The sequence below is a fragment of the Ruegeria sp. BF10 genome (assembly GCF_056538725.1).
Window position 1 is genome coordinate 101,958 of the sequence record NZ_JBQFTR010000003.1, and the last position, 25,237, is coordinate 127,194.

Genomic DNA, 25,237 nt, shown 5'->3' on the forward strand with positions numbered 1-25,237 from the left:
AAACAGGCCTATCGAGACGAGACATGTTGCGCATTCTGACGCTGATCACCGGACTGGCCCTGATGGCCGCTTGCACACAGACACAGGTGTATGAGCCGCCTGAATCCCTCGGAGAATTCAAGCTTCGTGTGAATTATGCCTTTGCGGACAAGGCCGTTCAGGGACCTGTATCGCGGGACGCCACACCTGAAGAATGGACAAAAGCGATCCAGAACGCGGTTGATATTCGCTTGGGGCGTTACGACGGCTCGCAGGAATATGACGTCGGCATTAGTCTGGAGGGCTACATGCTGGCTCCGCCGGGGATCCCTGTGATTTACAATCCCAGAAGCACTGCGATTGTGCTGGTCAACGTCTATGACGTGAAGAAGAAAGAGTTTCTGGCCAAGGGGAAGCAATTCCAGGTGCTGGAAGACACCACCGGCGGAAGTGCATTTAAAGGGTCAGGGCACGAGCGCACTAAAGAAGAACAGATGAGCGGCCTGGCCCTCAAAATAGCCGACCGTGTCGAGGAATGGCTGGCTGAAGAACATGAAGAAAATGGCTGGTTTGACAAAAGGCCGGACCTGATCCAGCCGTTGGAATCTGTCGAGGTTACGCAAAATCCAACGTGATCGGCGCATTTCCCTCAGGATGTGCTTGATTTTCCCCTTTGAACCAAATATCTCGCGCGCGCAGATGTAACCACGGGACCAAGGGTCCCCCAAATCGCAAAAGGGCGCCTGAGGAATGGCAAAGGAAAAGTTTGAGCGTACAAAACCGCACGTCAACATCGGCACGATTGGCCACGTTGACCACGGCAAGACCACGCTGACCGCAGCAATCACCAAGTATTTCGGTGACTTCAAAGCGTATGACCAGATTGACGGTGCGCCGGAAGAGAAAGCGCGCGGCATCACCATCTCGACCGCCCACGTGGAATACGAGACCGACAACCGCCACTATGCGCATGTCGACTGCCCCGGCCACGCCGACTACGTCAAGAACATGATCACCGGTGCGGCGCAGATGGACGGCGCGATCCTGGTTGTGAACGCCGCAGACGGCCCGATGCCGCAAACGCGCGAGCACATCCTGCTGGGCCGCCAGGTTGGCATCCCGAAGATGGTCGTGTTCCTGAACAAAGTTGACCAGGTTGACGACGAAGAGCTGCTGGAACTGGTTGAGATGGAAGTTCGCGAACTGCTGTCCAGCTACGACTACCCCGGCGACGATATTCCGATCATCGCAGGTTCGGCTCTGGCGGCGATGGAAGGCAACAACCCGGAAATCGGCGAGAACAAGATCCGCGAACTGATGGCGGCTGTTGATGAATATATCGACACGCCCGAGCGCGCTGTTGACCAGCCGTTCCTGATGCCGATCGAAGACGTATTCTCGATCTCGGGCCGTGGTACCGTTGTTACGGGCCGTGTCGAGCGTGGCGTGATCAACGTTGGCGACGAGATCGAAATCGTCGGCATCCGCGACACCACCAAGACCACCTGCACCGGCGTTGAAATGTTCCGCAAGCTGCTGGACCGCGGCGAAGCGGGCGACAACATCGGCGCGCTGCTGCGTGGTGTTGACCGTGACGGCGTTGAGCGTGGCCAGGTTCTGTGCAAGCCGGGTTCGGTGACTCCGCACACCAAGTTCGAAGCCGAAGCCTATATCCTGACCAAGGAAGAGGGCGGCCGTCACACTCCGTTCTTCGCGAACTACCGTCCGCAGTTCTACTTCCGTACGACTGACGTGACCGGCACCGTGACCCTGGCCGAAGGCACCGAGATGGTCATGCCCGGCGACAACGTGTCGTTCGGCGTCGAACTGATCGCCCCGATCGCCATGGAAAACGGTCTGCGCTTCGCCATCCGCGAAGGCGGCCGCACCGTCGGCGCAGGCGTCGTGTCGAAAATTATTGAATAATTCGCGCAAGCGAATGATCAGACGGAAAGGGCGTCCCGCGGGGCGCCCTTTTTGTTGCTGTGATTTATTGCTTCGACTGTTGAACGGCAATAAACTGCATCGGCATTTGTTAAAGTAGTCTGCGACAAGGAGTAGATTGGGTGGAGGAAGGCGAGACTGATATTGAAGAAAGTGGGCCCAAGTTGCCACTTCAAAATGCTAAAGGAGAACTGACTGAGGCGTTAGAACTGCGATACAAGAAGTATGAATTGCGGCTTGTTGGCTTGGGTGTTTTGATCTCATTGTTGGGATTGGGTTTTCTGGGATGGCAACTAATAATCTTAAACAAGCAAACGATTGTGCTAACTCAGTCAGTTTATAACCAAGAAAGGTCAATTTCGTCTAAGGACAAGATGGATGACTTTGGAATAAAGCGCTTTTTACTCGAAAGATTTTCACCAGATGTATCACCTGAATTTGTCGAAGGGCGGTATTCAGGTGAGTTTGAACATTTTGAGTTTGAGTGGAAGGTCAGAAACAATGGAATTAATCGTTTAGCTGCAGCAAACTATTTCACATTCGATTTTGTGCGTTGCTTTAATAGAGACTTCTGGACCGGAGCGCATTGGGAAACTTTCGCGGAATACCAAACAGCCCAAGACATTACAAATAATGACGGTGAAGGCAGCGCGCTCCTAGGCCTCGACTTAGAAAAGGAAAAGACCACTTGGGTAACGCTACATTCGGACGTTGCCACGCCTGTTAAGTACCACATCCCCTTTTCGGGAAGTGACTACGCTAATTTTCAGGAAGGCGAGAGGATAGGAGTTCAGGTGCTTGCGACTATTTTCGACCCAGACCAGTCATATTTTAGAGATGAGCTAGAAGCACTTGAGTATAGATATGGCACGCAAGTAATCGTAAAAGGCCGTCCATTGGTATTTCCTGCAATTGTCTACACACTTAGTCGAGTTGAAATGTTCGAACTTACATCTGAAGGTTGGTCCAAAATACCCAGTGATGAATCCTGTACGAAATTCATCTTGGAAGATACTGATTGATTGGCTCTGATTGCTTCCAACTTCCCCCTTACCAAACTCTACCAACCCCACCAACACGCGCGCGTTCTCAAACAAGAACACCAAGGCGGGGTGATATCCGCTTTTTGGGCGCGACGTGGGATGGCGATGCGCGCCTGTCCCCCTCTTACCGCAACGTCAAGGAAACGGGCAGAGCGTCTCATGTGGGCGCGGTCCGCGCGGATTGAAGCCCCTATTTGGCAAGGGCTGTGATCCAAACCGGCGGCTGACGGTCTTGCCGACAGCCGCTGGTGATTGCAAATCAGGACAGTGCTGATTCAGCCGCCGCCCGAACGGCACGGATGTTTTCACCGTAGACATCAGGCGTGTCTACCGATCCGCCCTTGAACACCGCGGAACCGGCCACCAGCACATCCGCACCCGCCGCGGCCACCAGCGGGGCGGTATTCGGGTCGACGCCACCGTCAATCTCGATATGCACCGGACGATCACCGATCATCTGACGCAGTTTTTTGACCTTGCCGGTCATGTCGATGAATTTCTGGCCCCCAAAGCCGGGGTTCACGGTCATCACGCAAACCAGATCCGTGAGGTCCAGCAGATGTTCGACCGCTTCGGCGGGGGTGCCGGGGTTCAGGGCAACGCCGGCTTTCATTCCGGCACCGCGAATGGCCTGCAAGGTGCGATGGGTGTGGGGGCCAGCTTCGACATGTGCGGTCAGAATGTCCGCTCCGGCATCGGCATAGGCCTGGATGTAGGGATCGACCGGCGTGATCATCAGATGCACATCCATGACGGTTTTGACATGCGGGCGAAAGGCTTTCACGGCTGGAGGGCCAAAGGTCAGGTTTGGAACGAAATGGCCGTCCATCACGTCCACATGAACCCAGTCTGCGCCCTGTGCTTCGATGGCCTGAATTTCCTGCCCGAAATTGGCGAAATCGGCGGACAGGATAGACGGCGCGATCTTGATGGTGCGGTCAAAGCTCATGGTGGCCTCGTATCAGCTGAAGAGTCGCGGATGCGTATACCTGTGAGCCGATGGGATGGATAGCCCCCGCAAACGCTGTGCCGGCACAAAACTCTCAGCGCGTGGCATCTGACCCAATGGGCTGAGACCAGGGACCGGCGGTCGGAAGCGGCTGAGAAGCCTTGTTGGCTTATGTCTCGCTCAGGGTCAGCGTTACACGCTCACCCGCGAAAACTGTACGGCCGTACTCGACTGGTCGTCCATCCGGGTCGGCATTGACGCCGATCGAGAAGAGAACAGGAGCACCTTCAGACAATCGAAGTTGCAGAGCCTGCGTGGCGGTCGCCCCGCGCGCGGTCAGGCGAGTCGACACGCGGACGTAATCCCTGACGCCGCAGGCGTGCAGCGCTTTGGTCACCGACTGGGTTTCGGTCAAAGTCTGCAAGATATCCGGAAACCGTTCCGCGGGGAAAACGCTCTGAAACAAGGCTATGGGTTGCCCGTCCGCCAGGGACAATCCGTCATAGACGTGCACTGGATCGCCCTTGTTCAGGCCCAGGGCTTTGGCTTCGGCTTCATCGGCGACGCGCGTGGTCAAAGCCAGGATTTTCTTGCCCGGCATCTTGCCGCTGGCCGAGATGTTCTTGTGATAGCGCACCCTTTTGCCGATCGGATAATCCGTTGGCCGTGCCGCAACAAAAACGCCCGCACCGCGCCGAGCGTGTACCAGACCCTGATCAGACATGTCAGCCAAAGCGCGCCGCACAGTGTGGCGGTTGACGCCATAGGTGGCGGCCAGCTGGGCTTCGGTCGGTAGGCGATCTCCGGTTTGATATCGTCCCTCGGCGATGTCCGACGTCAGGCGCAGGGCAATACTTTTCCAGATCGGCGTTTTGCTCATTTCACCAAACCTTCAAACGGTCGCAGATTGCGTTTTGACAACCTGTCAGTTAGTATTTGTCTAGTTGTATAGTTCAACTAGACAACCTGTCCAAGAGGCTTTGATGGCAAATCAGGCGGAAATCGGGATCAAGGCGCGGAAGGATTGGATGGGTCTGCTGGCGCGCGCGCCGGACGTCGCCCTGATGACGCTGTGGGACGGCATTCAGGATTGCCCGAGTTTCGAATGGCTGCGCAGGCCCGAAGTGGGTGGTGTCATGGTGCGTGGCCGCATCGGAGGAACCGGCGCTTTGTTCAACCTGGGTGAAATGACCGTTACGCGCTGCTCGGTCGTGTTGCAGGATGGTACGGTCGGTCACGGATATGTTCAGGGCAGGTCGAAATCCAAGGCAGAAGCCGCGGCACTGATTGATGCGATGATGCAGACGGCCGCCGCTGATGATTTGCAGACACGGCTGCTTGATCCGCTGAGGCTGCAAATGCAGTCGATCAAGACAGCGCGCGCCGCAAAGGCAGCGGCCACCAAGGTCGAGTTTTTCACGCTGGTTCGGGGGAAGACTGATGCCTGATCAAATGCGGTTCTTGGGGGGCTTTCAAGACGCAGCTATCGACGCGGCACATGCATTCCGCGCGGCCATGACCGTCATGGCGCGTCCGGGTGAAATCCGCGCGCTGGCTGGCTGTGAACCACCTGCGCCCTTGTCCGTCGCGGCTGGCACGCTGCTTCTGACGCTTTGCGACGCCGAGACAAATGTTCACCTGGCGGGTGAAGCCGATACCGGTTCGGTGCGCGAATGGCTGACCTTTCACACGGGTGCACCGATAGTGGCGGCGGAAGAGGCTGATTTTGCCCTTGGCACGTGGGATGCATTGGCGCCGCTCAAAACCTATCGTATCGGGACGCCGGAATACCCGGACCGGTCCGCGACGCTTGTTGTGGAATGCAGGCGGCTGGAGCAGAATGGTGCGGTTCTGAGCGGCCCCGGCATCCGGGACACGGCGCGGCTTTCTCTGCCGGATGTTCAGGCTCTTCAGAACAATGCGCTGCTTTACCCTTTGGGGTGTGATTTTTTCTTTACCTGCGGTGAGGCGGTCGCGGCTCTGCCGCGTAGCACGCAAATCAGGTCCAGGGGGTAAGCCATGTATGTCGCTGTCAAAGGAGGCGAAAAAGCCATCGAGAATGCCCATGCGTGGCTTGCCGAAGAACGCCGCGGTGCAACAGATGTCGCGGAACTGAGCCTTGCGCAGATCCGTGAACAGTTGAGCCTTGCGGTGAACCGGGTCATGGCCGAGGGGTCGCTGTACGATCCCGACCTTGCTGCGCTGGCGATCAAACAGGCACGCGGCGATCTGATCGAAGCGGTTTTCCTCGTCCGCGCTTACCGCACGACCCTGCCTCGTTTCGGCTGTTCCAATCCCGTCAAAACCGGCGACATGGTCTGTGATCGCCGGGTCTCGGCCACGTTCAAAGATGTTCCCGGTGGTCAGGTTCTGGGGCCAACCTTCGACTACACCCACCGACTGCTGGATTTCAAGCTGGCGGCCGAGGGCGAAATTCCAAAGGCGCCTGAAGGCCCCGTGCGGCTGGAACCGACGCCACATATTACCGCATTCCTGAAGGATGAGGGTATCATTCAGGATGAACCGGCCCGCGATGACGTTCCGGGCGATCTGACCCGTGAACCGATGGAGTTCCCGTCCACCCGCCCGGTGCGCCTTCAGTCGTTGACCCGTGGGGACGAGGGTTTTGTGCTGGGCATGGCTTATTCGACCCAGCGCGGTTACGCCCGCAACCACGCCTTTGTCGGAGAATTGCGTATCGGCAAGGTCGTGGTTGAGCTGGACATCCCCGAGCTGGGCTTTGCCATCGATATCGGCGAGGTCGAGCTGACCGAATGTGAAACGGTGAACCAGTTCACCGGTTCGAAAACGGAACCGCCGCAGTTCACGCGCGGCTATGGGCTGGTCTTTGGCCAGTCTGAACGAAAATCCATCGCGATGGCACTGGTCGATCGGGCCTTGCGGTGGGAAGAGTTGGGTGAAGACAACGTGGGCGCGCCCGCGCAGGATGAAGAATTTGTCCTGAGTCATGCGGACAACATTCAGGCTACCGGCTTTCTCGAACATATCAAACTGCCGCATTACGTCGATTTCCAGTCCGAGCTGGAACTGCTCCGCAAACTGCGCCGAAAGGCCCAAGAGCGCATGTCAGAGGAGGCCGTGGAATGAAAGCCGTCGTTTTTGATATCGGAAACGTGCTGGTCCAGTGGGATCCGCATCTGGCATGGCTGGAGGAGATGGGCAGCCGCGAGGCGGTGGCAGAATTCCTGACGCGCATCAATTTCCCCGAACGCAACCTGAGGGCCGATGGAGGAGAGATGTTCGCCGATCTGGCCGCTGAACTGGATAATGCGGAAGATCGGCAGCGCCTCAGTGTTTACGTTGAACGTTATGCCAGAACCGTTCCGCAAAAGATCGAGGGGACCTGGCAGGTGCTCTATCGGTTGAAAGAAAAGGGCACTCCGGTTCACGCGATCACCAATTGGTCAGCGGAAACCTGGCCTGTCGGGGTGGGGGCACATCCTGAATTGGGCGAAGTGTTTGGTGTCACCGTCGTGTCGGGGCAGGAAAAGCTTTTGAAGCCTCAGCCAGAGATTTTCCATCTGCTGTGCAAGCGGGCCGGGCTTTTACCTGAGAACTGCATTTTCATCGATGACGGGCTGCACAATGTCGAAGGCGCGCGTGCTGTGGGCATGGATGGGATCCACTTCTCCGCGCCGCACGCGCTGGAACGTGCTCTTGCAGAAAGAGGCTGCTTATGAGCGCATACAATTTCGCCTATCTGGACGAACAAACCAAGCGGATGATCCGGCGGGCGATCCTCAAAGGCTTGGCCATCCCGGGGTACCAGGTGCCGTTTGCCAGTCGCGAGATGCCGATGCCCTATGGCTGGGGTACCGGGGGCGTACAGGTTTCAGCCGCGGTATTGACGCCCGAGGATACGTTCAAGGTGATCGATCAGGGCGCAGACGACACGACCAACGCCGTATCCATCCGCAAGTTCTTTGAAAACACCGCAGGGGTCGCCACCACGGAAAAGACGGAAAAGGCCACAATCATTCAGACCCGCCACCGCATCCCCGAGGCGAAGTTGCGCGAAGACCAGATCATCGTTTATCAGGTGCCGATTCCGGAACCTCTGCGCTTTCTTGAACCGCGAGAGACCGAGACGCGCAAGATGCACAGTCTTGAGGAATACGGGCTGATGCACGTGAAACTGTACGAGGATATCAGCCAGCACGGGGCGATTTCGACCGCTTATGCCTATCCGGTGAAGGTGTCGGGGCGCTATGTGATGGACCCGTCCCCAATTCCGAAATTCGACAATCCAAAGCTTGAGATGGACGCGATCCAGCTGTTTGGCGCCGGGCGCGAGCAGCGCATTTATGCGGTGCCACCGCATACCAGGGTCGTGAGCCTCGATTTCGAGGACTATCCGTTCGAGGCCACCAAGGCCGATCATCCCTGCGACCTGTGCGGGGCCGAAGACAGCTATCTGGATGAGGTCATCTTGGATGACGCGGGCAACCGGATGTTTGTCTGTTCCGACGCGGATTACTGCCGGTCACTCCGTGAGGCGGGGCATGCAGGCCGATTGGCCGGAAAGAACGCGCAATGACTCCTTTGTTGCAAGTCAAGGGCGTTGAAAAACGCTATGGCCGCCGGATCGGATGCGCGGATGTGAATTTTGATCTCTTCCCCGGAGAAGTGATGGGAATCGTTGGTGAAAGTGGGTCCGGCAAGTCGACCTTGCTCAACTGTATGGCCGGTCTTCTGAAGCCTGACGCCGGGCAGGTGGTTTTTGATACCCGTGCAGACGGCCCGGTCGATACGGTCACAATGTCCGAGCCAGAGCGCCGGATGCTGAGCCGCACCGACTGGGCCTTTGTCCATCAACACGCGCGCAACGGATTGCGGATGTCTGTCAGCGCAGGAGGCAACATTGGCGAGCGGCTGATGGCCGTCGGCGGTCGCCACTATGGCAGCATTCGGGGCAAGGCCATTGACTGGCTGGCCCGGGTCGAAATTGACGAGAGCCGCGTCGATGACCGCCCCTGCGCGTTTTCGGGGGGGATGCAGCAGCGTTTGCAGATCGCGCGCAATCTGGTGACAGGTCCTCGGCTGGTGTTCATGGACGAACCGACCGGTGGTCTGGATGTGTCGGTACAGGCGCGTTTACTGGATTTGTTGCGTGGACTCGTGCGTGAAATGAGGTTGAGCGCGATCATCGTCACCCATGATCTTGCCGTGGTGCGTCTGCTGGCGGACCGGTTGATGGTGATGAAAAGCGGTCGCGTGGTCGAGGCCGGGCTGACGGATCAGGTACTGGACGACCCGCAACATGCCTATACGCAGTTGCTGGTGTCCAGCGTTTTGCAGGTTTGAGGCTTTGGGGAAAGATGAAGCGATGATTGAACTTGTTGATGTCAGCAAAAGCTTCACCCTGCACAATCAGGGCGGCGCCACGATCCCGGTGGTGAAAGGCGCGTCTCTGAAAGCGGAGCCGGGTGAGTGCGTCGCCCTGACCGGGCCGTCGGGCGCAGGCAAATCCACGCTGATGCGGGTGATCTACGGCAACTATCTGGCGGCCTCTGGTCAGGTGCTGGTTGCCGGGTTGGACGTGGCCCGGGCTGAACCGCGACAGATCCTGTTGCTGCGTCGTGACACTCTGGGCTATGTCAGCCAGTTCCTGCGGGTCGTGCCCCGGGTGCCGACGCTGGACGTTGTGGCCGAGCCGCTGCTGGCCGTGGGCTGTGACAGACAAGTGGCAATGGACAGGGCAGCCGGGTTGCTGAAGCGGCTGAATATTCCCGAACGCCTGTGGACCCTCAGCCCAACGACCTTCTCGGGCGGCGAAAAGCAAAGAGTGAACATCGCGCGGGGCTTTGCGCCCGAATATCCGGCAATGCTGTTGGATGAACCGACGGCAAGCCTGGATGCACAGAACCGGGAAACCGTTTTGTCCCTGATCGAAGAGGCCAAGAACAAGGGCGTGACGATTGTCGGGATTTTTCATGATCTCGACGCACGCGAACGGGTCTGTGACCGCGAGGTCGATGTCTCGGACTTCACGCCGGGGAAGGCTGCATGACGCTTGCTCCGGTCATAGCGGTCGTCGGCCCTTCGGGTGTCGGAAAGGACAGTATAATGAACGCGTTGGTGGCCCGGGCGTCGGGTGTTCAGCAGCTGCGGAGGGTGATTACCCGCCCCGAAGGCGAAGACGGCGAAGATTTCGACCGGGTCTCGGTCCAAACATTTCAGCGGATGGAACGGGATGGTGCGTTTGCGCTGAGTTGGCGTGCGCATGGGCTTTGTTACGGCGTACCGAAGACGATCACGCGGCAGCGGCAGGTGGCCGAGGCCGTTCTGGTCAACCTGTCACGAACGGTGTTGCTTCAGGCGCAGGAAGTGTTTGGTGATCTGATCGTGATTTCCCTGACGGCAAAGCCCGAGGTTCTGTCCGAACGCCTGTCCTTAAGAGGGCGGGAAAGCAAGGCGGAACAGACGCGGCGTCTGGACCGGGCCCAAACGTCTTTGCCCAACGGTTTGAACCGGGTCTTGGAAATCGACAACTCTGGTGCGATGGAAGATACGGTTGCCGAAATCCTTTCGCAGCTTCAACCGGAGAGCGCGTAGCGATGGATCAGGTGAAACCGCCCGTCCTCAGCCTCGCCCGCAAGGGCCAGATCCGTGATCTGGAAGGGCTGCGGCAGCAATGGGGCCAGATGGGTTTGCAGCGCGTTTCGAGTTGCTCTCAGGGTTGGTTTGTCCAGCTTGCCGCTCAGCGTGATGTGAAAGCGGAACGCGTCCAGTACGTAAGGATAGCCCCACTGAACCAGGTTGGCGTCTTGCTCTGGGGTCAACCCGGCGGCGCGGCGGCGGGCCAGTTCGGCCTCGGAGGTAGGCGCACGAAAACTGTCCAGTTCCCGAACACAGGCCGCGGCAAGCGCATTCAGCGCCCGCGTCTCACCCAGCGGGCGCAAGGCCAGAAAGCGGCCAAACCGAGCGATCTCGAGGCCACCCAGCGACACAGTCGGTTGGCGGGAGACGAGCGATATGCACGCCTCTTGCAGGGCTTCGAACGTTTTGCCGTCGCGCAGTCTGAACGGTGGCTTCAGCGTCGCGTGCAGCCCGTACTTGCGCGGCACCTCCGTGACAGCGGCAACGTCGATGCCTTCGACAATCGGATGGGCAACCGGCTTTCCCGCCTCCATGTCCCAACCCAGCCAGCTGGTTGCAAATTTCGCCCATTCCGCGCCCGCCGGTGGCGCAAAATAGATCGCGTATCGCGTGAATGTCATATCGGCCTCCTTTTGCGTGGCCTGCCTCGGTCTCAACATGCGTGAAGTTCAGATGACAGAAGACTTGATCCTTGCCAATGCCACGCTTGTATTGCCGCATGAAACCGTAACCGGCAGTGTCCGGATCGTGGGTGGGACCATCGCTGAAATCGACACCGGAAACGGGGTTCCCGCGGGTGCGATAGACTGCGAGGGCGACTATGTCAGCCCCGGCCTTGTCGAGTTGCACACGGACAACCTTGAACGTCACATTCAACCGCGTCCACAGGTGAACTGGCCCCATGCCGCCGCCATTCTTGCGCATGATGCGGAATTGGCCAGCACCGGTATCACGACAGTGTTCGATGCCATGCGGGTTGGATCGATCCCGTCGGGCGCGCGGCGGTACGGGAAGTACGCCCGTGGCCTGTCGCAGGAGTTGTGGGACCTGCGCGAACAGGACGCGCTCAGGATCAGCCACTTTCTGCACTTGCGGGCCGAGGTGTGTTCGGAAACTCTGGTTGAAGAGCTGAACGAATTTGGACAGGAAGACAGGGTTGGGCTTGTGTCCATAATGGATCACACACCCGGACAGCGTCAGTTTCGCGATGTGGGCAAGCTGGAGACCTATCTGAAAGCCAAATATGCCATGGACGATGACATGTACTTTCAGCACGTGGCGCAACTGAAAGGGCTTCGAGATCGCAATGGCGATCTGCACGAGGTCGAAGCTGTCAAGGCGGCCTGCCGTTTCGGAGCAGTATTGGCCAGCCATGACGACACGACGGAAGATCAGGTGAAAGTGTCCGCAGGTCACGGCATCCGTCTGGCCGAGTTCCCCACGACCGTCGAGGCGGCACGCGCCTGCCACGAAAACGACATTCAGATCATGATGGGTGCGCCGAACATAATCCGTGGGGGATCGCATTCTGGCAATGTTGCGGCCTGTGAGCTGGCCCAGCTTGGGTATCTGGACATCCTGTCTTCGGATTATGTGCCGTCGGCCTTGTTGCTGTCGGCGGTTAGGCTGGGCGAAATCTGGGGCGACATGGCACGCGGGATGAAGACGGTAACGCTGGCTCCGGCTCGGGCGGCAGGGTTGGAGGAACGGGGTGAATTGCGCGCCGGCGCCCGCGCTGATGTCATCCGCTTCCGGATACGCGCGGGTGTACCCGTCCCGAGTTCGGTCTGGGTGCGCGGTCGACGCGTGGCGTAATCAGGCCGCGTAGAACAGGTAACGGTCCGGGGCGATTGTCCTGGGCCCCTGGATCTGGGCAAAGCCGACCAGGGGCTGACCTGAAATCAACAACCCTCCGGGCTGCATGACTTTCGCGATCAGCGGGCTGAGCCGCTCTGCTTCGGCAACGTCCTCGTGCTTGATGCCGCGTCCGAAATCGTAATGCGCCAGCGCGATCCGATGCCCGCCGGCTGCCAGTCTGTGCAGCATTGGTTCGGCTTCACCCATCAGGAAATCCTCGGCCGGGGGGGTGCTGTCCGGATGGCATTGCAGGACCCGGTCCATCACCCAGATCCGGCGTTCTGGCAGGATTTCACGCAGGTGATCATAGGTGCGGCCATTGCCCAACCCCATGTCCAGCACATCGCCCGGCTGACCGCTGATCCGCTCGGCTGCCCAGTTCAGTCCGTCACGTTGGGCCGTCAGTCGGCGCAGCATGGAATCCAATCGGCTCATGGTGATGTCCTCATTCGTTCTTTGGCGCGATCCAAGCAGTGGCAGGCCCGCTCAGCAATTTGTTCAGCAGGGCCTCGGTAAAGGCCCAGATGCCCTGGTCATGGACCAGATGATGGGTCAATATGCCAAAGGGCTCCGTGTTGTCTGAACGGCCTTCGCGTCGGTCTCGCAGAAGACCAACAGTCTGTGCGATCAGGGCGTCGGGTGAGATCAAGCCGCGCGACCCGCGCCAGTCGATCGGGTCAAGGTGGGTGTTGATCTGCTCAAGCCCCGGTGCGGCCAGACGCGATTTGCGGGGCGTTGCGGTGGACAGGATACGGTATCCCAGCTTTGGCAACTGTTTGGCCATCTCGGGCGCAATGCGATTCCAGGGGGGCACGAACATCTGTCGCACATTGTCACCAAACAAGGACCGAAGGCGCGCCATCCCGGCCTGCGCATCCGTCACCATCACGTCCAGCGGACGGTCGAGCCGAAACTCGGCCTTCTTCTCACCACGGGGCGCATGGTTTGTATGCGCCCACCCGTGCACGACCGGAACAAGTGACGTGCGCCCGGCAACGTATTCCGCCAGCGCAGGCGTCGCGTCGCGTGGGATGACGGCCAGATGCACGGGCAGGCCCAGTTTGTCGGCCAGCACGGAAAGGCGGTCCAATTGCGGTGTTGGCGCAATGGCATCATCATCGCGCCACCACAGAGGCAAGGGCAAGCTTTCGGCACGCCAATGGTTCAACTCGATATCAAGTGGGCGCCAGTCGGGGTTCATGTACGCTGCTCCAGCAGGCGCTTGGCGATGTGAACGGATTGGATGGCCCCGTCAAAACCGAAATCCTGTTGTACACGGGGGCCGTCGGCCACGACACGCTCCACCGCCTGCGCCAATGCCGCCCCGCTCAACGCTCTGCTTTCCAGAACTTCGATTGCGGGCAGATCGGACAGGCTCTGCCCGCGCAGCCCCTGTTCCACCTCTTTGCCGTCGTCGAAAGGCACAAACACGGCGGCGGTACCACTTTGAAGGATATCCATGGCAGTGTTGTAGCCGCACATGCTTACCGATGCCGCTGCAAGGGGCAGCATCTGGCGGAAATCCGGCCGCACAGGTTCCAGAACAACCGAAGCACCTTCGGCCATCCGGGACAATTCCGCGATCCGCGCCTTCGCATCCGTTCCACCGACCAGCAGGCGCCAGCGCCTGTTGGGCATCTTTCGGGCGGCCTCGATGGCCGCGCGAAAGATCGGTTGCCCAACGGATCCGCCGCCAGCGCTGACCAGGATTTCATTCTGACCCGCCGCGTCGGGGTGCGGTCGGGGCAATGCAGGCGCCACAAAGCCAGTGTAGTGAAGTCGCTTGGCCAGTCGCTCCGACACCGGCCAGCTGACCGACAGGGGCGTAACGCTTTCGGTGGAATGAACCAGAATGCCGTCATAATACCGGGACACGATTTCATCCGCGCGCTCGACTTTGGCAGGTTTGGAGGGCGGAGCCAGAATGTCCCGGATCGATCCGAGAATGACGGGACGCTCAGGCAACGCGATCGCCGCATTCAGGGCCGCATCGAACTCGGCCGACAGTGATCGGCGACCAAAGGGGTAAAGCTCGGTGATCAGTATCTGCGGCTGGAAGCTGTTCACCGCCTGCACCAGGGCGGCCTCGCGCGTGGCGTGATAGGCCGCGTCAGCCTCGTCGCCGCTGTCGGTCAGCAATCGGGTGAAGTTGGTTCCGTCCGACCTGAGCGGCGGCAAGCCGAACAGGGTCATGCCCGTGCTGTCCAATTGCGGCGCTGGCATGCCACCCGTCACGACCATGACGTCGTGGCCATCATCCCGAAAGGCCCGCCCCAATGTCAGCGCCCGGCTGAGATGCCCGGTGCCCAACAGGTGCGTGACGATGATCATCACCTTCATTGCGGGGCCTCGTATTTGATCAGGCGAACGGGGTCGGCGTCGGCGGTCATGGTCTTCATGTCGACGATATACAGCCGATTGCGTTTGATCTTGAAGGGGGCAGGTCCTTCGAAATTCCAACCCCATGCCCAAGCCAGAATGACCCGCATGATACCGATATGGCAGACCGCGACCGTATCCTGCCGCAGCGCGGACATCCAGGGGCGAAGCCTGTCCCGAACCTCGGCCGGGCTTTCTCCGTTTGGTGGACGGAAATCCCAACCCCATTGCTCGATATGACGATATCCGCTGGATGTGTCCGCGATCAGGTCGACCCCGCGCTGACCTTCCCAATCGCCCCAGTTCATCTCGGTCAACGCGTCCGCGGTGTTCGGGTCGCGACCGGTCACGATTTGCGCCGTCTCACTGGCGCGGTGCAGGGGGCTGGACCAGATGTCAGCCCTGGCCCAGTCCTGCGGCAATCCAAAGCCCGCCAATTCGGCTCGGGCGTCATCGTCCAGCGGTATGTCGCTGCGCCCCTGGATCCGTCCCGCGCGGTTCCAATGGGTGTGCCCGTGGCGGAGCAGTGCAAGCCGGGTCATGATGCGTCCTTCAGCAGGGGTCGGAGGGTTGCCCACAAGCGCTCGGTCGCCTGTGGCATCAGGTGGCGCTCTGCCACGTAGTTGCGTGCCGCAGCGCCGAGAGAGTGGCGCAGCATGGAATCCGAAAGAAGGGCCTGCATGCCTTCCGCAAATCCCCTGGCACCGCTTTCGACAGACGGATAGGCCGCAGGGGACAAAACATCGCGTACACCGGGCCGATCCTGCGCGACGACAGGCAATCCCGCGGCCTGCGCCTCAAGGTAAATCATCCCGTAAGCTTCATTCACTCCGGGCCATGCAAGCAGAGATGACTGTTGATAGGCGCGTTGCAGTTCTTCTCGGTCAAGCTGACCCAGAAAACGCACCCGCTGTCCGAATGGTGCCATCAGGGCTTCAACCTGCCTGCGCGCCGGGCCGTCTCCTGCGATGTTCAGGTGCCAGTCCCCGGTCAAATGCGCCAGGGTCTCGGACAATATCTGATAGGACGCCAGCTTGTCCCCATGCCGCATCATGCCGACGGTCAGCATGGGTTTGCCCCCGATGGCGGCGGGGGGCAATTCGGCCATTGGCAGGAACGGAGGCAATTCGACCAAAGCCTGATCGCCAAAACGATCCCGCTCCAAAGTGATCAGGTCGTTGGCCGTGTGATAAAAGATCACATCCGCTGCATCGCAGGCCTGATGCGCAGCCCTGGCAAACTCAGCCCACGGCCCGCTTAACCGGCTTGATGCGCGGGTGCTTTCCAGCTGCACATAGGGAATGCCACGCGCCTTGCAAACCCGAGGGCCCAGCAGGTCAGGTGCCTTGTAATAGTTGTGGTAGGTCACCCACAGACCGGTATCTGATGGCATGTCAGAAATAAGTCGTTTCGCTTCTTCTTCTGCCGCACGCCTCAGGGCATGTTGCAGGTCTTCGTCGCCGCTTTTGTCATAGATGCGCAAGTCGGACGCCAGATCGACCGTATCACCCTCGGCGGTCAGCGCCTGCATAAGATTCCGGGCCATTTCACGGTCGCCCGAAGGTTTCGGGCTGTCAGGAGATTTCATCGGGGCATAAAACGCGACCCGCGCCATTACGCGTTTTCCATGCACATGGAATTGAGGCGTTCAGACAGCCGTGCGATGCCGGGGGCCATCCTGAACTCGGCGATCAGGCGATCATAGGCCGCATGCGCCATCTTTGACGCTTGCTGCGGATTGGCTGACAAACGTTCCATGGCTTCTGCAAGTGCAGAGGGGTCGTCATCGGACAAAACCCCATGTGTTCCGGTTTCAATAAACTCGGGGATCGCCGAGACCGGAGTCGACAGGATTGGCAACAGCTGAGACGCGGCCTCCATCAACACATTCGGCAACCCGTCGCGGTCTCCGTCCTTCGCGATGCGGCTGGGCAGAACGAACAGGTCGGCATCACGCATCGCTTCGATGACTTCGGGCTGGTCGCAGGCCCCTTTCCAGGTGATCCGGTTCGCGATGCCGGCTGCGTTCGCCTGTGCCCGCAAAGCGTCACCCAACGCGCCACCGCCGATATGGGTCCAGTGCCAGTTCAGGTCATCGGGCAGCAATGCAAAGGCCGCGATCAGACGATCGAAGCCTTTCTTCTCGACCAGCCGCCCGACGGAAATCATGTGAAAAGGACTGCCCGCAGCCCGCAGGTTTCGCGTTGGGGGCTTGGGAAAGCGAGACAGGTCCAAACCGTGATAGATCAGGTCCACGCGCTTGGGGTCATCGGCCAGGCTGCGCAGATGCTCGGCTCCGATGGCCGTGCAGGTGGCGCCGAACGTGGCCCCGCAGGATGCGGCTTGCAGCTTTTCACGTTTTTCCCAATCCGGCGACGTCCAGATATCCTTGGCATGAGCCGAAAAACTCCACGGCAATCCGCGCATGATGGCGGCGTAACGGGTAACGGAAGACGGCGTGTGCATGAAATGAGCGTACAACCCTTGCGTCCGGGCAGGCAATTCAGCGGCCAGAACACAGGCTTGCCCAAACCGGCGGATGCGATTGGGTGTCGGGTCGCGCTTCAAGTCCTGACGCCAGATCCGATAGGCCCTGTCGTAACCGGGAAGCGTTTGGGCCAAAGCCCGTGCCGCCCAGACCCGTTTGGGTTCGTCATGAAGATACTCGGGAAGGTATCGGACCTGCCCTGTGAAACGGTCATGCAAAGGATGGCGTTTCGTGTCGGTCGGGTGCCGCAAAGACCAGATGTCAAAATGATGCCCGACATCCTGCAAGGCGACAAGTTCCTGCGCAATGAACGTTTCAGACAGTCGTGGCCAGCCTTTGACCACAACCGCCAATCTAGGAAAATCTGAGGTCATCCGGTGGCTCGTTCCTGTTCCCAGGTCAGCAGGCTCTCGATGCGGTCGGTGACATAGTCCAGCCCGTCCAGCAATCCGCTCTGGATGGCTTGGGACGGCAGGGACTGGTGCGGCAGTTCCCGAATGGCGCGGATCATCGCCTCGGGCGTCAGGCCATCCCGGTTTTCATCCAGCATTCGGACAAGGCCCAGCCCTTCTGCACGCGAGGCCCGTATCCACTGTTCCAGACGGGGCGTGGTGCGCGGGACGATGACGGCGCGTTTGTCAAAGGACAGAACCTCGCAGAACGTGTTGTAGCCGCCCATGCAGACGACGCCTTCGGCGCCTGCAAACAGTGTTTCGATCTGGGATTCGAAACCAACGGCGGTGACGCGACCGTTCAATGCGGCAACGCGGGTTTCGAAATCTTCGCGCAACTCGCCAGACAGGAAGGGGCCGTAGACCAAAACCGCGCGCGGCGACAGATCCGGATCTTTTTCATATGCAGACAGGACAAGGTTGACCATCGCCTTGCCGTCGCCGCCACCGCCGGGCGTGATCAGGATATAGGGTTGTTGCGGAGGCTCGCCGACCGGACCAAGATCGCGGCGCAGATATCCTGTCCAGTGGATGCGGGACTGCGCCGCGGCGCTCAGCGGCAACCCCTGTGTGGGGTCATGAATCGACTGCAAGCCGTAAACCCAGATTTCGTGATAAAACCGTTCGGTAGCTTCAACGGCTTCCTTGCGCGCCCACTCGGCGGCCAGGACTTCGGGTTCATCCAGAACATCGCGCAGCCCAAGCACCATTTTGGTTCCGCAGTTCTTTTGCAGGTATTTCAGTGTCGGCAGCAGCTCACCCCGGAACCCCGTCGGTTCCTTGTCGACGATCAGAACATCGGGGTCGAACTGCTGAACAGCGGTTTGAATCAGACCCGACCGCAATTCGGTCACTTCTTCGATGCCCATTCCGATCGTGCGTGCAGCATAAGACCCGTCTGCGCGTTTGGTGACACCGGGCAGGCGCACGTGATCAACGCGACGGGGAAAGGTAAACCGTCCGGCCACGGGTGATCCCGTCAGGATCAGCGCCGACGCGCTTTGGTCCGCCTGCGTGATCGCGGCCGCCAAGGCCCGAGACCGACGAAGATGGCCCAGTCCGAACGTGTCGTGACTGTAAAACAGGATACGCGGCGCGCGGCCCGGTTTGGAATTGGTTTTGCCTAGGCTCATCGTGTTGCCTGTCTTCTTGATCCCGGTTCGAAATCCGCGCGTTTGCAAGCGTTACTGTATATATCCCCGTCACGCTTGCCAAAGGAGGAAATGCTCTTCCGCAAATGTTCCAAGCATTGCGATTTGGCAACAGCATATTGACGGTTTCGCGTCATGTCGCACCAAGGCTTGAGAGGGATCGCAAAAGAACCGGTGAACTGGCAAAGGGGCAGGGCCTTCAAACTCCGTTCATATTCAATTTTGACCAGATTGAAAACATCCGGAATCAGGCGGTGCGCCAAGAACACGCCGGAACACGATATTGAGCAGGGCGCGCCCGAGTGTTTGAACTGCCTGAAACGCTTCTGTAATCTGACCGCTATCGGAAAAACTGGATGCAAAACCCTATGAAACACACCTTTCCGGCCGCAATATTTCTGGCTTTTTGGGCTTTTGTTCTGGCACTTCCGGTCAGCGTCTCAGCGCAGTCGTCCTTGATTCCGGGGTATAGCTCGGGCAGTTCGTCTGAAGCCACGCAAGAAAGTGATTTGGCGGCGGCAATTCGCGCGGCCAGTGAAGCCGGGGCAAGTGTGATCGTCATCGACAGCGCCGGGCAGGTTGTGACAACAGCCGGCAGCACGGATGCGGGCGCGGATGATGCAGCGGGCGATTCGAACAATCCCATGGGTGAGGGATCGCAGCTGATGAAGGCGCAGGAGCGGTTCTCGAAATTCCGTGAGTCCATGCAGTCCCGGCTCGAGGCGTTGCCGTATTCGGTTTTCGAAGTGAAGTATGTCCTGCGTCAGACCAGCCCGGACGGTCGCATTCAGACCTATGTGGAAGTTCTGGGCTGGAACATCCTTTTCCTGTTGTTGGGGCGCTGGCTGTCTATCGAGATTTACGGAAAACGCATCGCGCGCCGCTGGGTTGTTGCGCGGATCAAGGATGAACCGCAGGGCTACCGTGAAAAGATGCCCTTCCTTCTGTTCCGGTTCCTGATGGGTATCGGAGCGACGATATTTGCCATGCTCATGGCCCTGATCGTCGGATATCTGTTTTTTGGCGAAGCAGACGATATCTCGATCCAGTTCACGGTCACGGCGATCTTCACGGCGTTCTTCCTGTCGCGCACGGTGTCGGATCTGTGGCGGATGGTTTTGTCACCCTACCTGAGTCAATACCGGCTGCCACCGTTCTCGGACCGGGACGCCAAGCGGCTGTATCTGTGGGCTTCGGCACTCGCGACCTATGACATCACGGTTGTTCTGTTTTCGACCTGGGTTGCGGATTTCGGGCTGAACTACAACGTCTACGCCATGGTCTATGGCTGCCTGACAATGGTGGGCGCTTTGGGCAATATTCTGATGATCCTGTTCAATGCCCGGGCCATTTCAAATGCAATCCGTGGCGGTAGAGCGCCGGATCAGGTGTCCTGGTTGTTGCGGTTCGTATCCTTCGGCTGGGCGCCTGCACTGATCGTCTATGTCGTGTTCAGCTGGTTCCGTCTGGCGGTTGATCTTGCACTGGAGAACCCCACGCCGCTGCCGCTGATCGCAAGCAGCTATATGATCTTCATGTCCGTCGTCGTTGCCTATGGTGCAATGAACTACGTGCTAGAGCGGTATTTTGACCGTTCACGCAAGATCAACGAGATAAACGAAGAAACCGCCGCTGCCGAAGCGGATGCCGAGCCCGTGGAAACGCCCGAGGCAGAACAGCGCAAACAGTATCTTCTGACCTATGAAGATCTGGCCCGCCGGGTGGCTGGAATTCTGGCCTTTGTGATCGGTGCCTATGCCCTTGTGGTGATTTGGTATCCCGATGCGGACTGGAGCGAGGACCTGCCGATTGCACGCATGCTGGACGTGATGGTCATCATCTTCATCGGCTATATTCTGTTTCATTTCTTTCGGATCTGGATCGACAGCAAAATAGCGGAAGAAGTCGATGATGGCACCGAGGCCGAACTGGGCGATGAGGGCGGAGAAGGCGGCCAAAGCCGTCTGGCGACACTGCTGCCATTGTTCCGCGGCGCTATTCTGGCCGTTGTGGTCGTGACGATCATGCTGATCGTTCTCATGGAACTTGGTATCAATGTCAGCCCGTTGTTTGCAGGTGCCGGTGTGGTTGGTCTGGCCGTTGGCTTCGGGTCTCAAACACTGGTGCGAGACATCTTTTCAGGGGCGTTTTTCCTGATGGATGATGCCTTTCGGAAGGGTGAGTACATTGATATCGGAGACGTCAAGGGAACGGTCGAGAAAATCTCGGTCCGGTCCTTCCAGCTGCGTCACCATCTTGGCGCGCTGAACACGATTCCTTTTGGGGAAATCAAGGTTCTGACGAACTATTCCCGTGACTGGGTGATCATGAAACTGCCGCTGCGCGTGACCTATGACACCGACGTGGAAAAGGTGCGAAAGCTGATCAAGAAGCTGGGGCAGGAATTGCTGAGCGATCCTGTGATCGGCGAAAACTTCATACAGCCGCTGAAGTCTCAGGGTGTGATCGAAATGCAGGATTCAGCGATGATCATCCGGGTCAAGTTCATGACCAAACCGGGCGATCAGTGGCTGGTGCGCAAGAGGGTCTATCAGGAAATTCGCGAGCTGTTCGCGCGGGAAGGCATCAAATTCGCGCATCGCGAAGTCACCGTGAGGTTGGCGGATGGCAAAGAGGCCGATGACCTGACGCCCAAACAACGTGAGGCCGTGACAGGTGCGGTGCAGGCGGCGATTGATGAGGATTATCTGGACGATATCGGGCCAGGCGGCGATGATCGTTAGGGGCGCTCCCGTCGCTTTGGACTGCGTCTCTGACGAGACGCCACCCAAAACGTTGGGCCCGGCCGCGCGTCCCGCGCGGCGGATGGTCAGTTGGCGTTGAGTGGCCAGACAGGGTCCGAAGCGCCCAGTTTCGACGCAGGCAAATCCCAGCGCATCGTCGCTTTGCCGACCCTCAGCGCAGGGTTGAGGCGATGGCCCGGCCCCCAGCCGGAAGTCTCTGTCGCCGTGCCGTAATCTGTTGTTGCCGGGCTGATGGGCGCGGATTCTGCGTCGTCCTTGCCGAGCACGGCCAGAAGTTCGGCGGTACGCGCCAGAGAGAGATGTGCGTGCATGATGGAATTGCCCGATGCGGCCTCGGCCAGTGCGGACAGGACGGCAGCAGCCATCAGGTAGCCCGTTGCGTGGTCCAGAGCCTGAACCGGCAACGGGGTCGGCTTGTCCGCGTTCGCCCAACCCATCCCGGCATGGGCGATACCCGCGCTCATCTGGACAAGGCTGTCAAACCCGCGCCGGGTCGACCATGGACCTTGCCAACCATAGGCATCCAGCGTGACTTCGATCCGGTTCGGAGCCAGCTTGTCACGTTTGGCCCGTGTCAATCCCAGTGCATCCAGCGCGCCGGGCCGATACCCGTGTACGAACACATCGGCCTGAGACAACAGCCCGTGCAGACGTTCAAGGCCGGTTTCGGATTTCAGGTCAAGATAGGCGCAGTGTTTCCCCAGCGAGATGTCAGGGATCACCCCAGGTTCATCCCAGCCAGGTGGGTCGATGCGCAAAACCTCGGCTCCGAACCCTGCAAGTGTTCGCGTGGAAACCGGACCGGCCAGAACGCGCGTCAGATCCAGCACCCGCAACCCTGCCAGAGGCCGATCAGCGGTAGCTCGAGGTCTGTCGCGCAAATTGACATAGCGCGGTCCCTGCCATCCGATCAAGGGGTCACGCGACACGGCGCGGCCTTGCGGATGATCAAGCCATTCCACTCGGCTGCGCATGGCAGCGGCCACCCCACCTTCGGCAACAACCGCCGTTTCCAGATCCGAGATTGCCCAAGACCTGACGGCTTTTGCCACGGCTTCACGCTCTGGCCGGGTACCAAGGACTTTCAACGCGGCAGAGCGATGGCGGGGCAGGTTTGTGTGCAGCCTGATCCAGCCATCCGCGGCTTTGTAATCGCCCGCGACCGGGTCCCACAAACTGGGCATGTCCCAACCATCCGGCTTGAAGGAATAGCCGAACCACAGAGATGCCAGCCGGTGATCGATTGTGACCTCAGGTGTCTTCGGAGACAGGTTGAGAGCCTGGATCAACCGGGCCATTTCCCGCCCCACGGCTGCGAAACTGGCGGTGGCCAGTTCGGAAACGGCGAAGGCGCTTGGCAGAACGCCGGCACCGACCCTGTGATAGCTGTCAGCAGCGGGAAGCGTGGCCAGAAGACTCATTGCTGATAGGGGTCGAGACTGTCGCGCAGCCCGTCACCAAGGAAGTTGAACGCCAACACCACGACAATGATCGGCAGCATCGGGATTGCCGTCCAGGGATAGATCTCGATCGAAGCGAGGTTCTGCGCGTCATTCAGCATCACGCCCCAACTGACCGCAGGTGCGCGCAGGCCGAGGCCAAGAAAGCTGAGCGCCGTTTCCCCCAGGATCATGGCTGGGATCGACAATGTGGCCGATGCAATCAGGTGCGACATGAAGTTGGGCAGCAGGTGCTTGCGGATCACACGGCCCGAACTTGCGCCCATCATCTCGGCGGCTCTGACGTATTCCTCTTCCCGCAAAGACAGGAATTTCGCGCGAACCGAGCGCGCCAGGCCCGGCCAGTCAAGGATGCCCAGAATGATCGAAATGATGAAGAACACCGCGACCGGGCTCCAGTTCGAAGGTACGGCGGCAGAAAGGGCCAGCCACAGCGGCAGTTCCGGCAACGAACGCAGGATTTCGATGACACGGTTGATGGTCCAGTCGATACGCCCGCCGAAATAGCCGGCCATCGAACCGAACAGGATGCCAAGAAAGAAGGACACCGAGATACCGATCAGACCCACCGTCAGAGATAACTGCGCGCCATAGAGAATACGGCTGAAGATGTCTCGGCCCAGCCGGTCGGATCCCCACAGGAACAGCGTGGTTCCTTCCGGCGGGCAGAACAGGTGTGTGTCCGACGGTATGAGACCGGCCAGCTTGTATTCAGAGCCTTCGCAGAAGAACCGGATCGGGCGCGGGTCTTCCGTGTCGGGGACGAACTTCCATTGGAAGGTTTCAAGGTCCGCTTCGGCGACGATCGGATAGACATGTGGGCCGATGAATTCGCCCTCATGGAACCAGTTTACCGATTGTGGCGGCGCGTACAGGTGCTCTCCGTTTCGGTCATTTGGCCCGTAAGGCGCAACAAACCCCGCAAAGGGCAGCATAAGATAACAAAACAGCAGGAAGACGCCCGAGATCAGGCCCAGCTTGTGGGTTTTGAACTTGCGCCAGACCAGAACCCAGTTGGGGGCATCCAGATCGGCGCGTTCCAGTTGCTGAATCGAGGCCTGCGGATCAAACGGCGCATCATCGACGTAGCGGTTGTCAGGGCGGTTAGTCATGCTTCGCGCCCCTCATACCGAATGCGCGGATCCAGCATCACCAGCAGGATATCCGAAATCATCGTGCCGATCAGCGTCAGCAGGGCGACGAACATCAGGATGAACGCGGACAGGAACTGATCCTGCGTCTTCAAAGCAGTCAGCAATGTAGGGCCGATGGTTTGCAACCCCAGAACGACCGATACCAGAACCGAGCCGGACACCATCGACGGCAGCAGGTTGCCGATATCGGCGACAAAGGGGTTGAAGGCCACCCGCAGCGGATACTTGGTCAGCATCCGTGACGGGGCCATGCCCTTCGCGATGGCGGTTTCCACGTAGGGTTTGCCCAACTCGTCCAGCATGTTCGCGCGCAGACGCTGCATCATCGCCGACGCGCCTGAAGTGCCGATGACGAAGGTCGGTACGATCAGGTGGATGAGGATGGATTTCAATTTCTCCCAACTCATCGGCTGGCCTTCGAAACTTGGATCCATCAAGCCCCCGATCGGCAGGTTGAAATACTGGTGGCCGTAGTAGAACAGGATCAGCGCCAGCAAAAAGTTCGGCGTTGCCAGCCCCAGATACCCCACGAAGGCCGAGGTATAATCGATCCATGTCCGGGACCGCGCGGCGGCGATAACGCCCAATGGTAGTGCCACGGCATAGACAAACAGGATCGCAGCCAGATTGACCACAACCGTCAACCAAAGCGTGTCACCTACGATTTCGGAAACGGGGCGGTCGAATTCAAAAGACCAGCCATAATTGCCCTGGATCAACCCCGAAAACCCGTGCGGTCCGGGCCAGAAACCCATCCAGATCAGGTATTGTTCCCACATGGGGCGATCCAGCGCATATTCAGCGCGCAGGAACTCTGCCTTTGCGACACCCGCCGACTGGCCCGAGGCCTGAAGTTCGGCGATCTGGTTGCTCAGATAGTCGCCGGGCGGAAGGTTGATGATTACGAAAACCAGAACCGAGACCACCAACAAAGTCAGCAGCATCGTGAAAAAGCGATACACCACGTAGCGCAGCATGATCATTTAGCTGCTCCT

26 protein-coding genes are annotated in these 25,237 nt (G+C 59.2%); 13 read left to right on the forward strand and 13 right to left on the reverse strand.

The window, feature by feature from the left end; genetic code table 11:
* The first annotated feature begins 23 nt into the window (after positions 1-23).
* The 3 genes from ACR0DJ_RS13545 to ACR0DJ_RS13555 all read left to right on the forward strand — a co-directional run bounded on the left by ACR0DJ_RS13545 (position 24) and on the right by ACR0DJ_RS13555 (position 2,945).
* Positions 24-614 carry a hypothetical protein gene (locus ACR0DJ_RS13545; protein ID WP_170344863.1) on the forward strand — a complete coding sequence of 197 codons (591 nt, stop codon included), beginning with the start codon at positions 24-26 and terminating at the stop codon, positions 612-614.
* 115 nt (positions 615-729) lie between these two features.
* Positions 730-1,905 (forward strand): elongation factor Tu, encoded by a 1,176-nt coding sequence (tuf, locus tag ACR0DJ_RS13550; RefSeq protein WP_152457114.1) that lies wholly within the window; start codon positions 730-732, stop codon positions 1,903-1,905.
* Positions 1,906-2,045: 140 nt separating this feature from the next.
* The gene (locus ACR0DJ_RS13555; protein WP_257600142.1) at positions 2,046-2,945 is read left to right on the forward strand and encodes a hypothetical protein; all 900 of its coding nucleotides are present in this window, start codon (positions 2,046-2,048) and stop codon (positions 2,943-2,945) included.
* 280 nt (positions 2,946-3,225) lie between these two features.
* Here the strand turns inward: ACR0DJ_RS13555 and rpe are convergent, their stop codons facing one another.
* Both rpe and phnF read right to left on the reverse strand, forming a co-directional pair.
* Positions 3,226-3,915 (reverse strand): ribulose-phosphate 3-epimerase, encoded by a 690-nt coding sequence (rpe, locus tag ACR0DJ_RS13560; protein ID WP_480685294.1) that lies wholly within the window; start codon positions 3,913-3,915, stop codon positions 3,226-3,228.
* A gap of 169 nt (positions 3,916-4,084) precedes the next feature.
* Positions 4,085-4,795: a phosphonate metabolism transcriptional regulator PhnF gene (gene phnF / locus ACR0DJ_RS13565; RefSeq protein ID WP_480685295.1), complete on the reverse strand. Its 711-nt coding sequence runs from the start codon at positions 4,793-4,795 to the stop codon at positions 4,085-4,087.
* Positions 4,796-4,898: 103 nt separating this feature from the next.
* Between phnF and phnG the strand changes: the two genes are divergently transcribed.
* Genes phnG through phnN form a run of 8 tightly spaced genes read left to right on the forward strand, consistent with a single transcriptional unit; the run spans position 4,899 to position 10,491 of the window.
* Positions 4,899-5,363, forward strand: a complete 465-nt coding sequence (gene phnG / locus ACR0DJ_RS13570) for a phosphonate C-P lyase system protein PhnG (RefSeq protein WP_425079862.1) — start codon at positions 4,899-4,901, stop codon at positions 5,361-5,363.
* Positions 5,356-5,931 (forward strand): phosphonate C-P lyase system protein PhnH, encoded by a 576-nt coding sequence (gene phnH, locus ACR0DJ_RS13575; protein WP_425079861.1) that lies wholly within the window; start codon positions 5,356-5,358, stop codon positions 5,929-5,931. Before phnG ends, phnH begins: the two co-directional genes overlap by 8 nt.
* Positions 5,932-5,934: 3 nt before the next feature.
* Entirely contained in the window at positions 5,935-7,023 is a 1,089-nt protein-coding gene (locus ACR0DJ_RS13580; protein WP_425079860.1) for a carbon-phosphorus lyase complex subunit, read from the forward strand.
* Positions 7,020-7,616, forward strand: a complete 597-nt coding sequence (locus tag ACR0DJ_RS13585) for an HAD family hydrolase (RefSeq protein ID WP_425079859.1) — start codon at positions 7,020-7,022, stop codon at positions 7,614-7,616. Before ACR0DJ_RS13580 ends, ACR0DJ_RS13585 begins: the two co-directional genes overlap by 4 nt.
* Positions 7,613-8,473: an alpha-D-ribose 1-methylphosphonate 5-phosphate C-P-lyase PhnJ gene (locus ACR0DJ_RS13590; RefSeq protein WP_425079858.1), complete on the forward strand. Its 861-nt coding sequence runs from the start codon at positions 7,613-7,615 to the stop codon at positions 8,471-8,473. Before ACR0DJ_RS13585 ends, ACR0DJ_RS13590 begins: the two co-directional genes overlap by 4 nt.
* The gene (gene phnK / locus ACR0DJ_RS13595) at positions 8,470-9,240 is read left to right on the forward strand and encodes a phosphonate C-P lyase system protein PhnK (RefSeq protein ID WP_480685296.1); all 771 of its coding nucleotides are present in this window, start codon (positions 8,470-8,472) and stop codon (positions 9,238-9,240) included. Before ACR0DJ_RS13590 ends, phnK begins: the two co-directional genes overlap by 4 nt.
* 22 nt (positions 9,241-9,262) lie before the next feature.
* Positions 9,263-9,946: a phosphonate C-P lyase system protein PhnL gene (gene phnL / locus ACR0DJ_RS13600; RefSeq protein WP_170344873.1), complete on the forward strand. Its 684-nt coding sequence runs from the start codon at positions 9,263-9,265 to the stop codon at positions 9,944-9,946.
* Entirely contained in the window at positions 9,943-10,491 is a 549-nt protein-coding gene (gene phnN / locus ACR0DJ_RS13605) for a phosphonate metabolism protein/1,5-bisphosphokinase (PRPP-forming) PhnN (protein ID WP_425079855.1), read from the forward strand. Before phnL ends, phnN begins: the two co-directional genes overlap by 4 nt.
* Here phnN and ACR0DJ_RS13610 read toward each other — a convergent pair.
* Positions 10,473-11,156, reverse strand: coding sequence for a DUF1045 domain-containing protein (locus ACR0DJ_RS13610; protein ID WP_480685299.1), 684 nt, complete (start codon positions 11,154-11,156; stop codon positions 10,473-10,475). The two genes, phnN and ACR0DJ_RS13610, sit on opposite strands and share 19 nt — an antisense overlap.
* Positions 11,157-11,208: 52 nt before the next feature.
* Between ACR0DJ_RS13610 and ACR0DJ_RS13615 the strand changes: the two genes are divergently transcribed.
* Positions 11,209-12,351 carry an alpha-D-ribose 1-methylphosphonate 5-triphosphate diphosphatase gene (locus ACR0DJ_RS13615; RefSeq protein WP_480685300.1) on the forward strand — a complete coding sequence of 381 codons (1,143 nt, stop codon included), beginning with the start codon at positions 11,209-11,211 and terminating at the stop codon, positions 12,349-12,351.
* On the opposite strand, the gene ACR0DJ_RS13620 is transcribed toward ACR0DJ_RS13615, so the two are convergent.
* Genes ACR0DJ_RS13620 through ACR0DJ_RS13650 form a run of 7 tightly spaced genes read right to left on the reverse strand, consistent with a single transcriptional unit; the run spans position 12,352 to position 18,845 of the window.
* Complete coding sequence (locus ACR0DJ_RS13620) at positions 12,352-12,828, reverse strand: class I SAM-dependent methyltransferase (RefSeq protein ID WP_480685301.1); 477 nt, start codon at positions 12,826-12,828, stop codon at positions 12,352-12,354.
* A gap of 10 nt (positions 12,829-12,838) precedes the next feature.
* Positions 12,839-13,594, reverse strand: a complete 756-nt coding sequence (locus tag ACR0DJ_RS13625; protein ID WP_480685302.1) for a polysaccharide deacetylase family protein — start codon at positions 13,592-13,594, stop codon at positions 12,839-12,841.
* Positions 13,591-14,733 (reverse strand): glycosyltransferase family protein, encoded by a 1,143-nt coding sequence (locus ACR0DJ_RS13630; protein ID WP_480685303.1) that lies wholly within the window; start codon positions 14,731-14,733, stop codon positions 13,591-13,593. The genes ACR0DJ_RS13625 and ACR0DJ_RS13630 overlap by 4 nt, the downstream gene beginning before the upstream one ends.
* Positions 14,730-15,314, reverse strand: a complete 585-nt coding sequence (locus ACR0DJ_RS13635; protein ID WP_480685304.1) for a histidine phosphatase family protein — start codon at positions 15,312-15,314, stop codon at positions 14,730-14,732. Before ACR0DJ_RS13635 ends, ACR0DJ_RS13630 begins: the two co-directional genes overlap by 4 nt.
* A complete protein-coding gene (locus ACR0DJ_RS13640; RefSeq protein ID WP_480685305.1) occupies positions 15,311-16,387 on the reverse strand; it encodes a glycosyltransferase family 4 protein in 1,077 nt (358 codons plus the stop codon). Before ACR0DJ_RS13640 ends, ACR0DJ_RS13635 begins: the two co-directional genes overlap by 4 nt.
* Positions 16,387-17,634: a glycosyltransferase family 4 protein gene (locus ACR0DJ_RS13645; RefSeq protein WP_425079848.1), complete on the reverse strand. Its 1,248-nt coding sequence runs from the start codon at positions 17,632-17,634 to the stop codon at positions 16,387-16,389. Before ACR0DJ_RS13645 ends, ACR0DJ_RS13640 begins: the two co-directional genes overlap by 1 nt.
* Positions 17,631-18,845, reverse strand: coding sequence for a glycosyltransferase family protein (locus ACR0DJ_RS13650; protein ID WP_257600159.1), 1,215 nt, complete (start codon positions 18,843-18,845; stop codon positions 17,631-17,633). The genes ACR0DJ_RS13645 and ACR0DJ_RS13650 overlap by 4 nt, the downstream gene beginning before the upstream one ends.
* Positions 18,846-19,231: 386 nt before the next feature.
* Here ACR0DJ_RS13650 and ACR0DJ_RS13655 point away from each other — a divergent pair, with 386 nt between their 5' ends.
* Positions 19,232-21,607 carry a mechanosensitive ion channel domain-containing protein gene (locus tag ACR0DJ_RS13655; RefSeq protein ID WP_480685307.1) on the forward strand — a complete coding sequence of 792 codons (2,376 nt, stop codon included), beginning with the start codon at positions 19,232-19,234 and terminating at the stop codon, positions 21,605-21,607.
* Positions 21,608-21,693: 86 nt separating this feature from the next.
* On the opposite strand, the gene ACR0DJ_RS13660 is transcribed toward ACR0DJ_RS13655, so the two are convergent.
* Genes ACR0DJ_RS13660 through ACR0DJ_RS13670 form a run of 3 tightly spaced genes read right to left on the reverse strand, consistent with a single transcriptional unit; the run spans position 21,694 to position 25,225 of the window.
* A complete protein-coding gene (locus ACR0DJ_RS13660) occupies positions 21,694-23,049 on the reverse strand; it encodes a CoA transferase (RefSeq protein ID WP_480685308.1) in 1,356 nt (451 codons plus the stop codon).
* Positions 23,046-24,200 carry an ABC transporter permease gene (locus tag ACR0DJ_RS13665; RefSeq protein WP_425079845.1) on the reverse strand — a complete coding sequence of 385 codons (1,155 nt, stop codon included), beginning with the start codon at positions 24,198-24,200 and terminating at the stop codon, positions 23,046-23,048. The genes ACR0DJ_RS13660 and ACR0DJ_RS13665 overlap by 4 nt, the downstream gene beginning before the upstream one ends.
* Complete coding sequence (locus ACR0DJ_RS13670) at positions 24,197-25,225, reverse strand: ABC transporter permease (RefSeq protein WP_152457137.1); 1,029 nt, start codon at positions 25,223-25,225, stop codon at positions 24,197-24,199. The genes ACR0DJ_RS13665 and ACR0DJ_RS13670 overlap by 4 nt, the downstream gene beginning before the upstream one ends.
* Positions 25,226-25,237 lie beyond the last annotated feature (12 nt).

Coding starts and splice junctions, on each gene's coding strand:
- ACR0DJ_RS13545 (WP_170344863.1), top strand. CDS start 24: ATGTTGCGCATTCTGACGCTGATCACCGGACTGGCCCTGATGGCCGCT.
- tuf (WP_152457114.1), top strand. CDS start 730: ATGGCAAAGGAAAAGTTTGAGCGTACAAAACCGCACGTCAACATCGGC.
- rpe (WP_480685294.1), bottom strand. CDS start 3,915: ATGAGCTTTGACCGCACCATCAAGATCGCGCCGTCTATCCTGTCCGCC.
- phnF (WP_480685295.1), bottom strand. CDS start 4,795: ATGAGCAAAACGCCGATCTGGAAAAGTATTGCCCTGCGCCTGACGTCG.
- phnG (WP_425079862.1), top strand. CDS start 4,899: ATGGCAAATCAGGCGGAAATCGGGATCAAGGCGCGGAAGGATTGGATG.
- phnH (WP_425079861.1), top strand. CDS start 5,356: ATGCCTGATCAAATGCGGTTCTTGGGGGGCTTTCAAGACGCAGCTATC.
- ACR0DJ_RS13580 (WP_425079860.1), top strand. CDS start 5,935: ATGTATGTCGCTGTCAAAGGAGGCGAAAAAGCCATCGAGAATGCCCAT.
- ACR0DJ_RS13585 (WP_425079859.1), top strand. CDS start 7,020: ATGAAAGCCGTCGTTTTTGATATCGGAAACGTGCTGGTCCAGTGGGAT.
- ACR0DJ_RS13590 (WP_425079858.1), top strand. CDS start 7,613: ATGAGCGCATACAATTTCGCCTATCTGGACGAACAAACCAAGCGGATG.
- phnK (WP_480685296.1), top strand. CDS start 8,470: ATGACTCCTTTGTTGCAAGTCAAGGGCGTTGAAAAACGCTATGGCCGC.
- phnL (WP_170344873.1), top strand. CDS start 9,263: ATGATTGAACTTGTTGATGTCAGCAAAAGCTTCACCCTGCACAATCAG.
- phnN (WP_425079855.1), top strand. CDS start 9,943: ATGACGCTTGCTCCGGTCATAGCGGTCGTCGGCCCTTCGGGTGTCGGA.
- ACR0DJ_RS13610 (WP_480685299.1), bottom strand. CDS start 11,156: ATGACATTCACGCGATACGCGATCTATTTTGCGCCACCGGCGGGCGCG.
- ACR0DJ_RS13615 (WP_480685300.1), top strand. CDS start 11,209: ATGACAGAAGACTTGATCCTTGCCAATGCCACGCTTGTATTGCCGCAT.
- ACR0DJ_RS13620 (WP_480685301.1), bottom strand. CDS start 12,828: ATGAGCCGATTGGATTCCATGCTGCGCCGACTGACGGCCCAACGTGAC.
- ACR0DJ_RS13625 (WP_480685302.1), bottom strand. CDS start 13,594: ATGAACCCCGACTGGCGCCCACTTGATATCGAGTTGAACCATTGGCGT.
- ACR0DJ_RS13630 (WP_480685303.1), bottom strand. CDS start 14,733: ATGAAGGTGATGATCATCGTCACGCACCTGTTGGGCACCGGGCATCTC.
- ACR0DJ_RS13635 (WP_480685304.1), bottom strand. CDS start 15,314: ATGACCCGGCTTGCACTGCTCCGCCACGGGCACACCCATTGGAACCGC.
- ACR0DJ_RS13640 (WP_480685305.1), bottom strand. CDS start 16,387: ATGGCGCGGGTCGCGTTTTATGCCCCGATGAAATCTCCTGACAGCCCG.
- ACR0DJ_RS13645 (WP_425079848.1), bottom strand. CDS start 17,634: ATGACCTCAGATTTTCCTAGATTGGCGGTTGTGGTCAAAGGCTGGCCA.
- ACR0DJ_RS13650 (WP_257600159.1), bottom strand. CDS start 18,845: ATGAGCCTAGGCAAAACCAATTCCAAACCGGGCCGCGCGCCGCGTATC.
- ACR0DJ_RS13655 (WP_480685307.1), top strand. CDS start 19,232: ATGAAACACACCTTTCCGGCCGCAATATTTCTGGCTTTTTGGGCTTTT.
- ACR0DJ_RS13660 (WP_480685308.1), bottom strand. CDS start 23,049: ATGAGTCTTCTGGCCACGCTTCCCGCTGCTGACAGCTATCACAGGGTC.
- ACR0DJ_RS13665 (WP_425079845.1), bottom strand. CDS start 24,200: ATGACTAACCGCCCTGACAACCGCTACGTCGATGATGCGCCGTTTGAT.
- ACR0DJ_RS13670 (WP_152457137.1), bottom strand. CDS start 25,225: ATGATCATGCTGCGCTACGTGGTGTATCGCTTTTTCACGATGCTGCTG.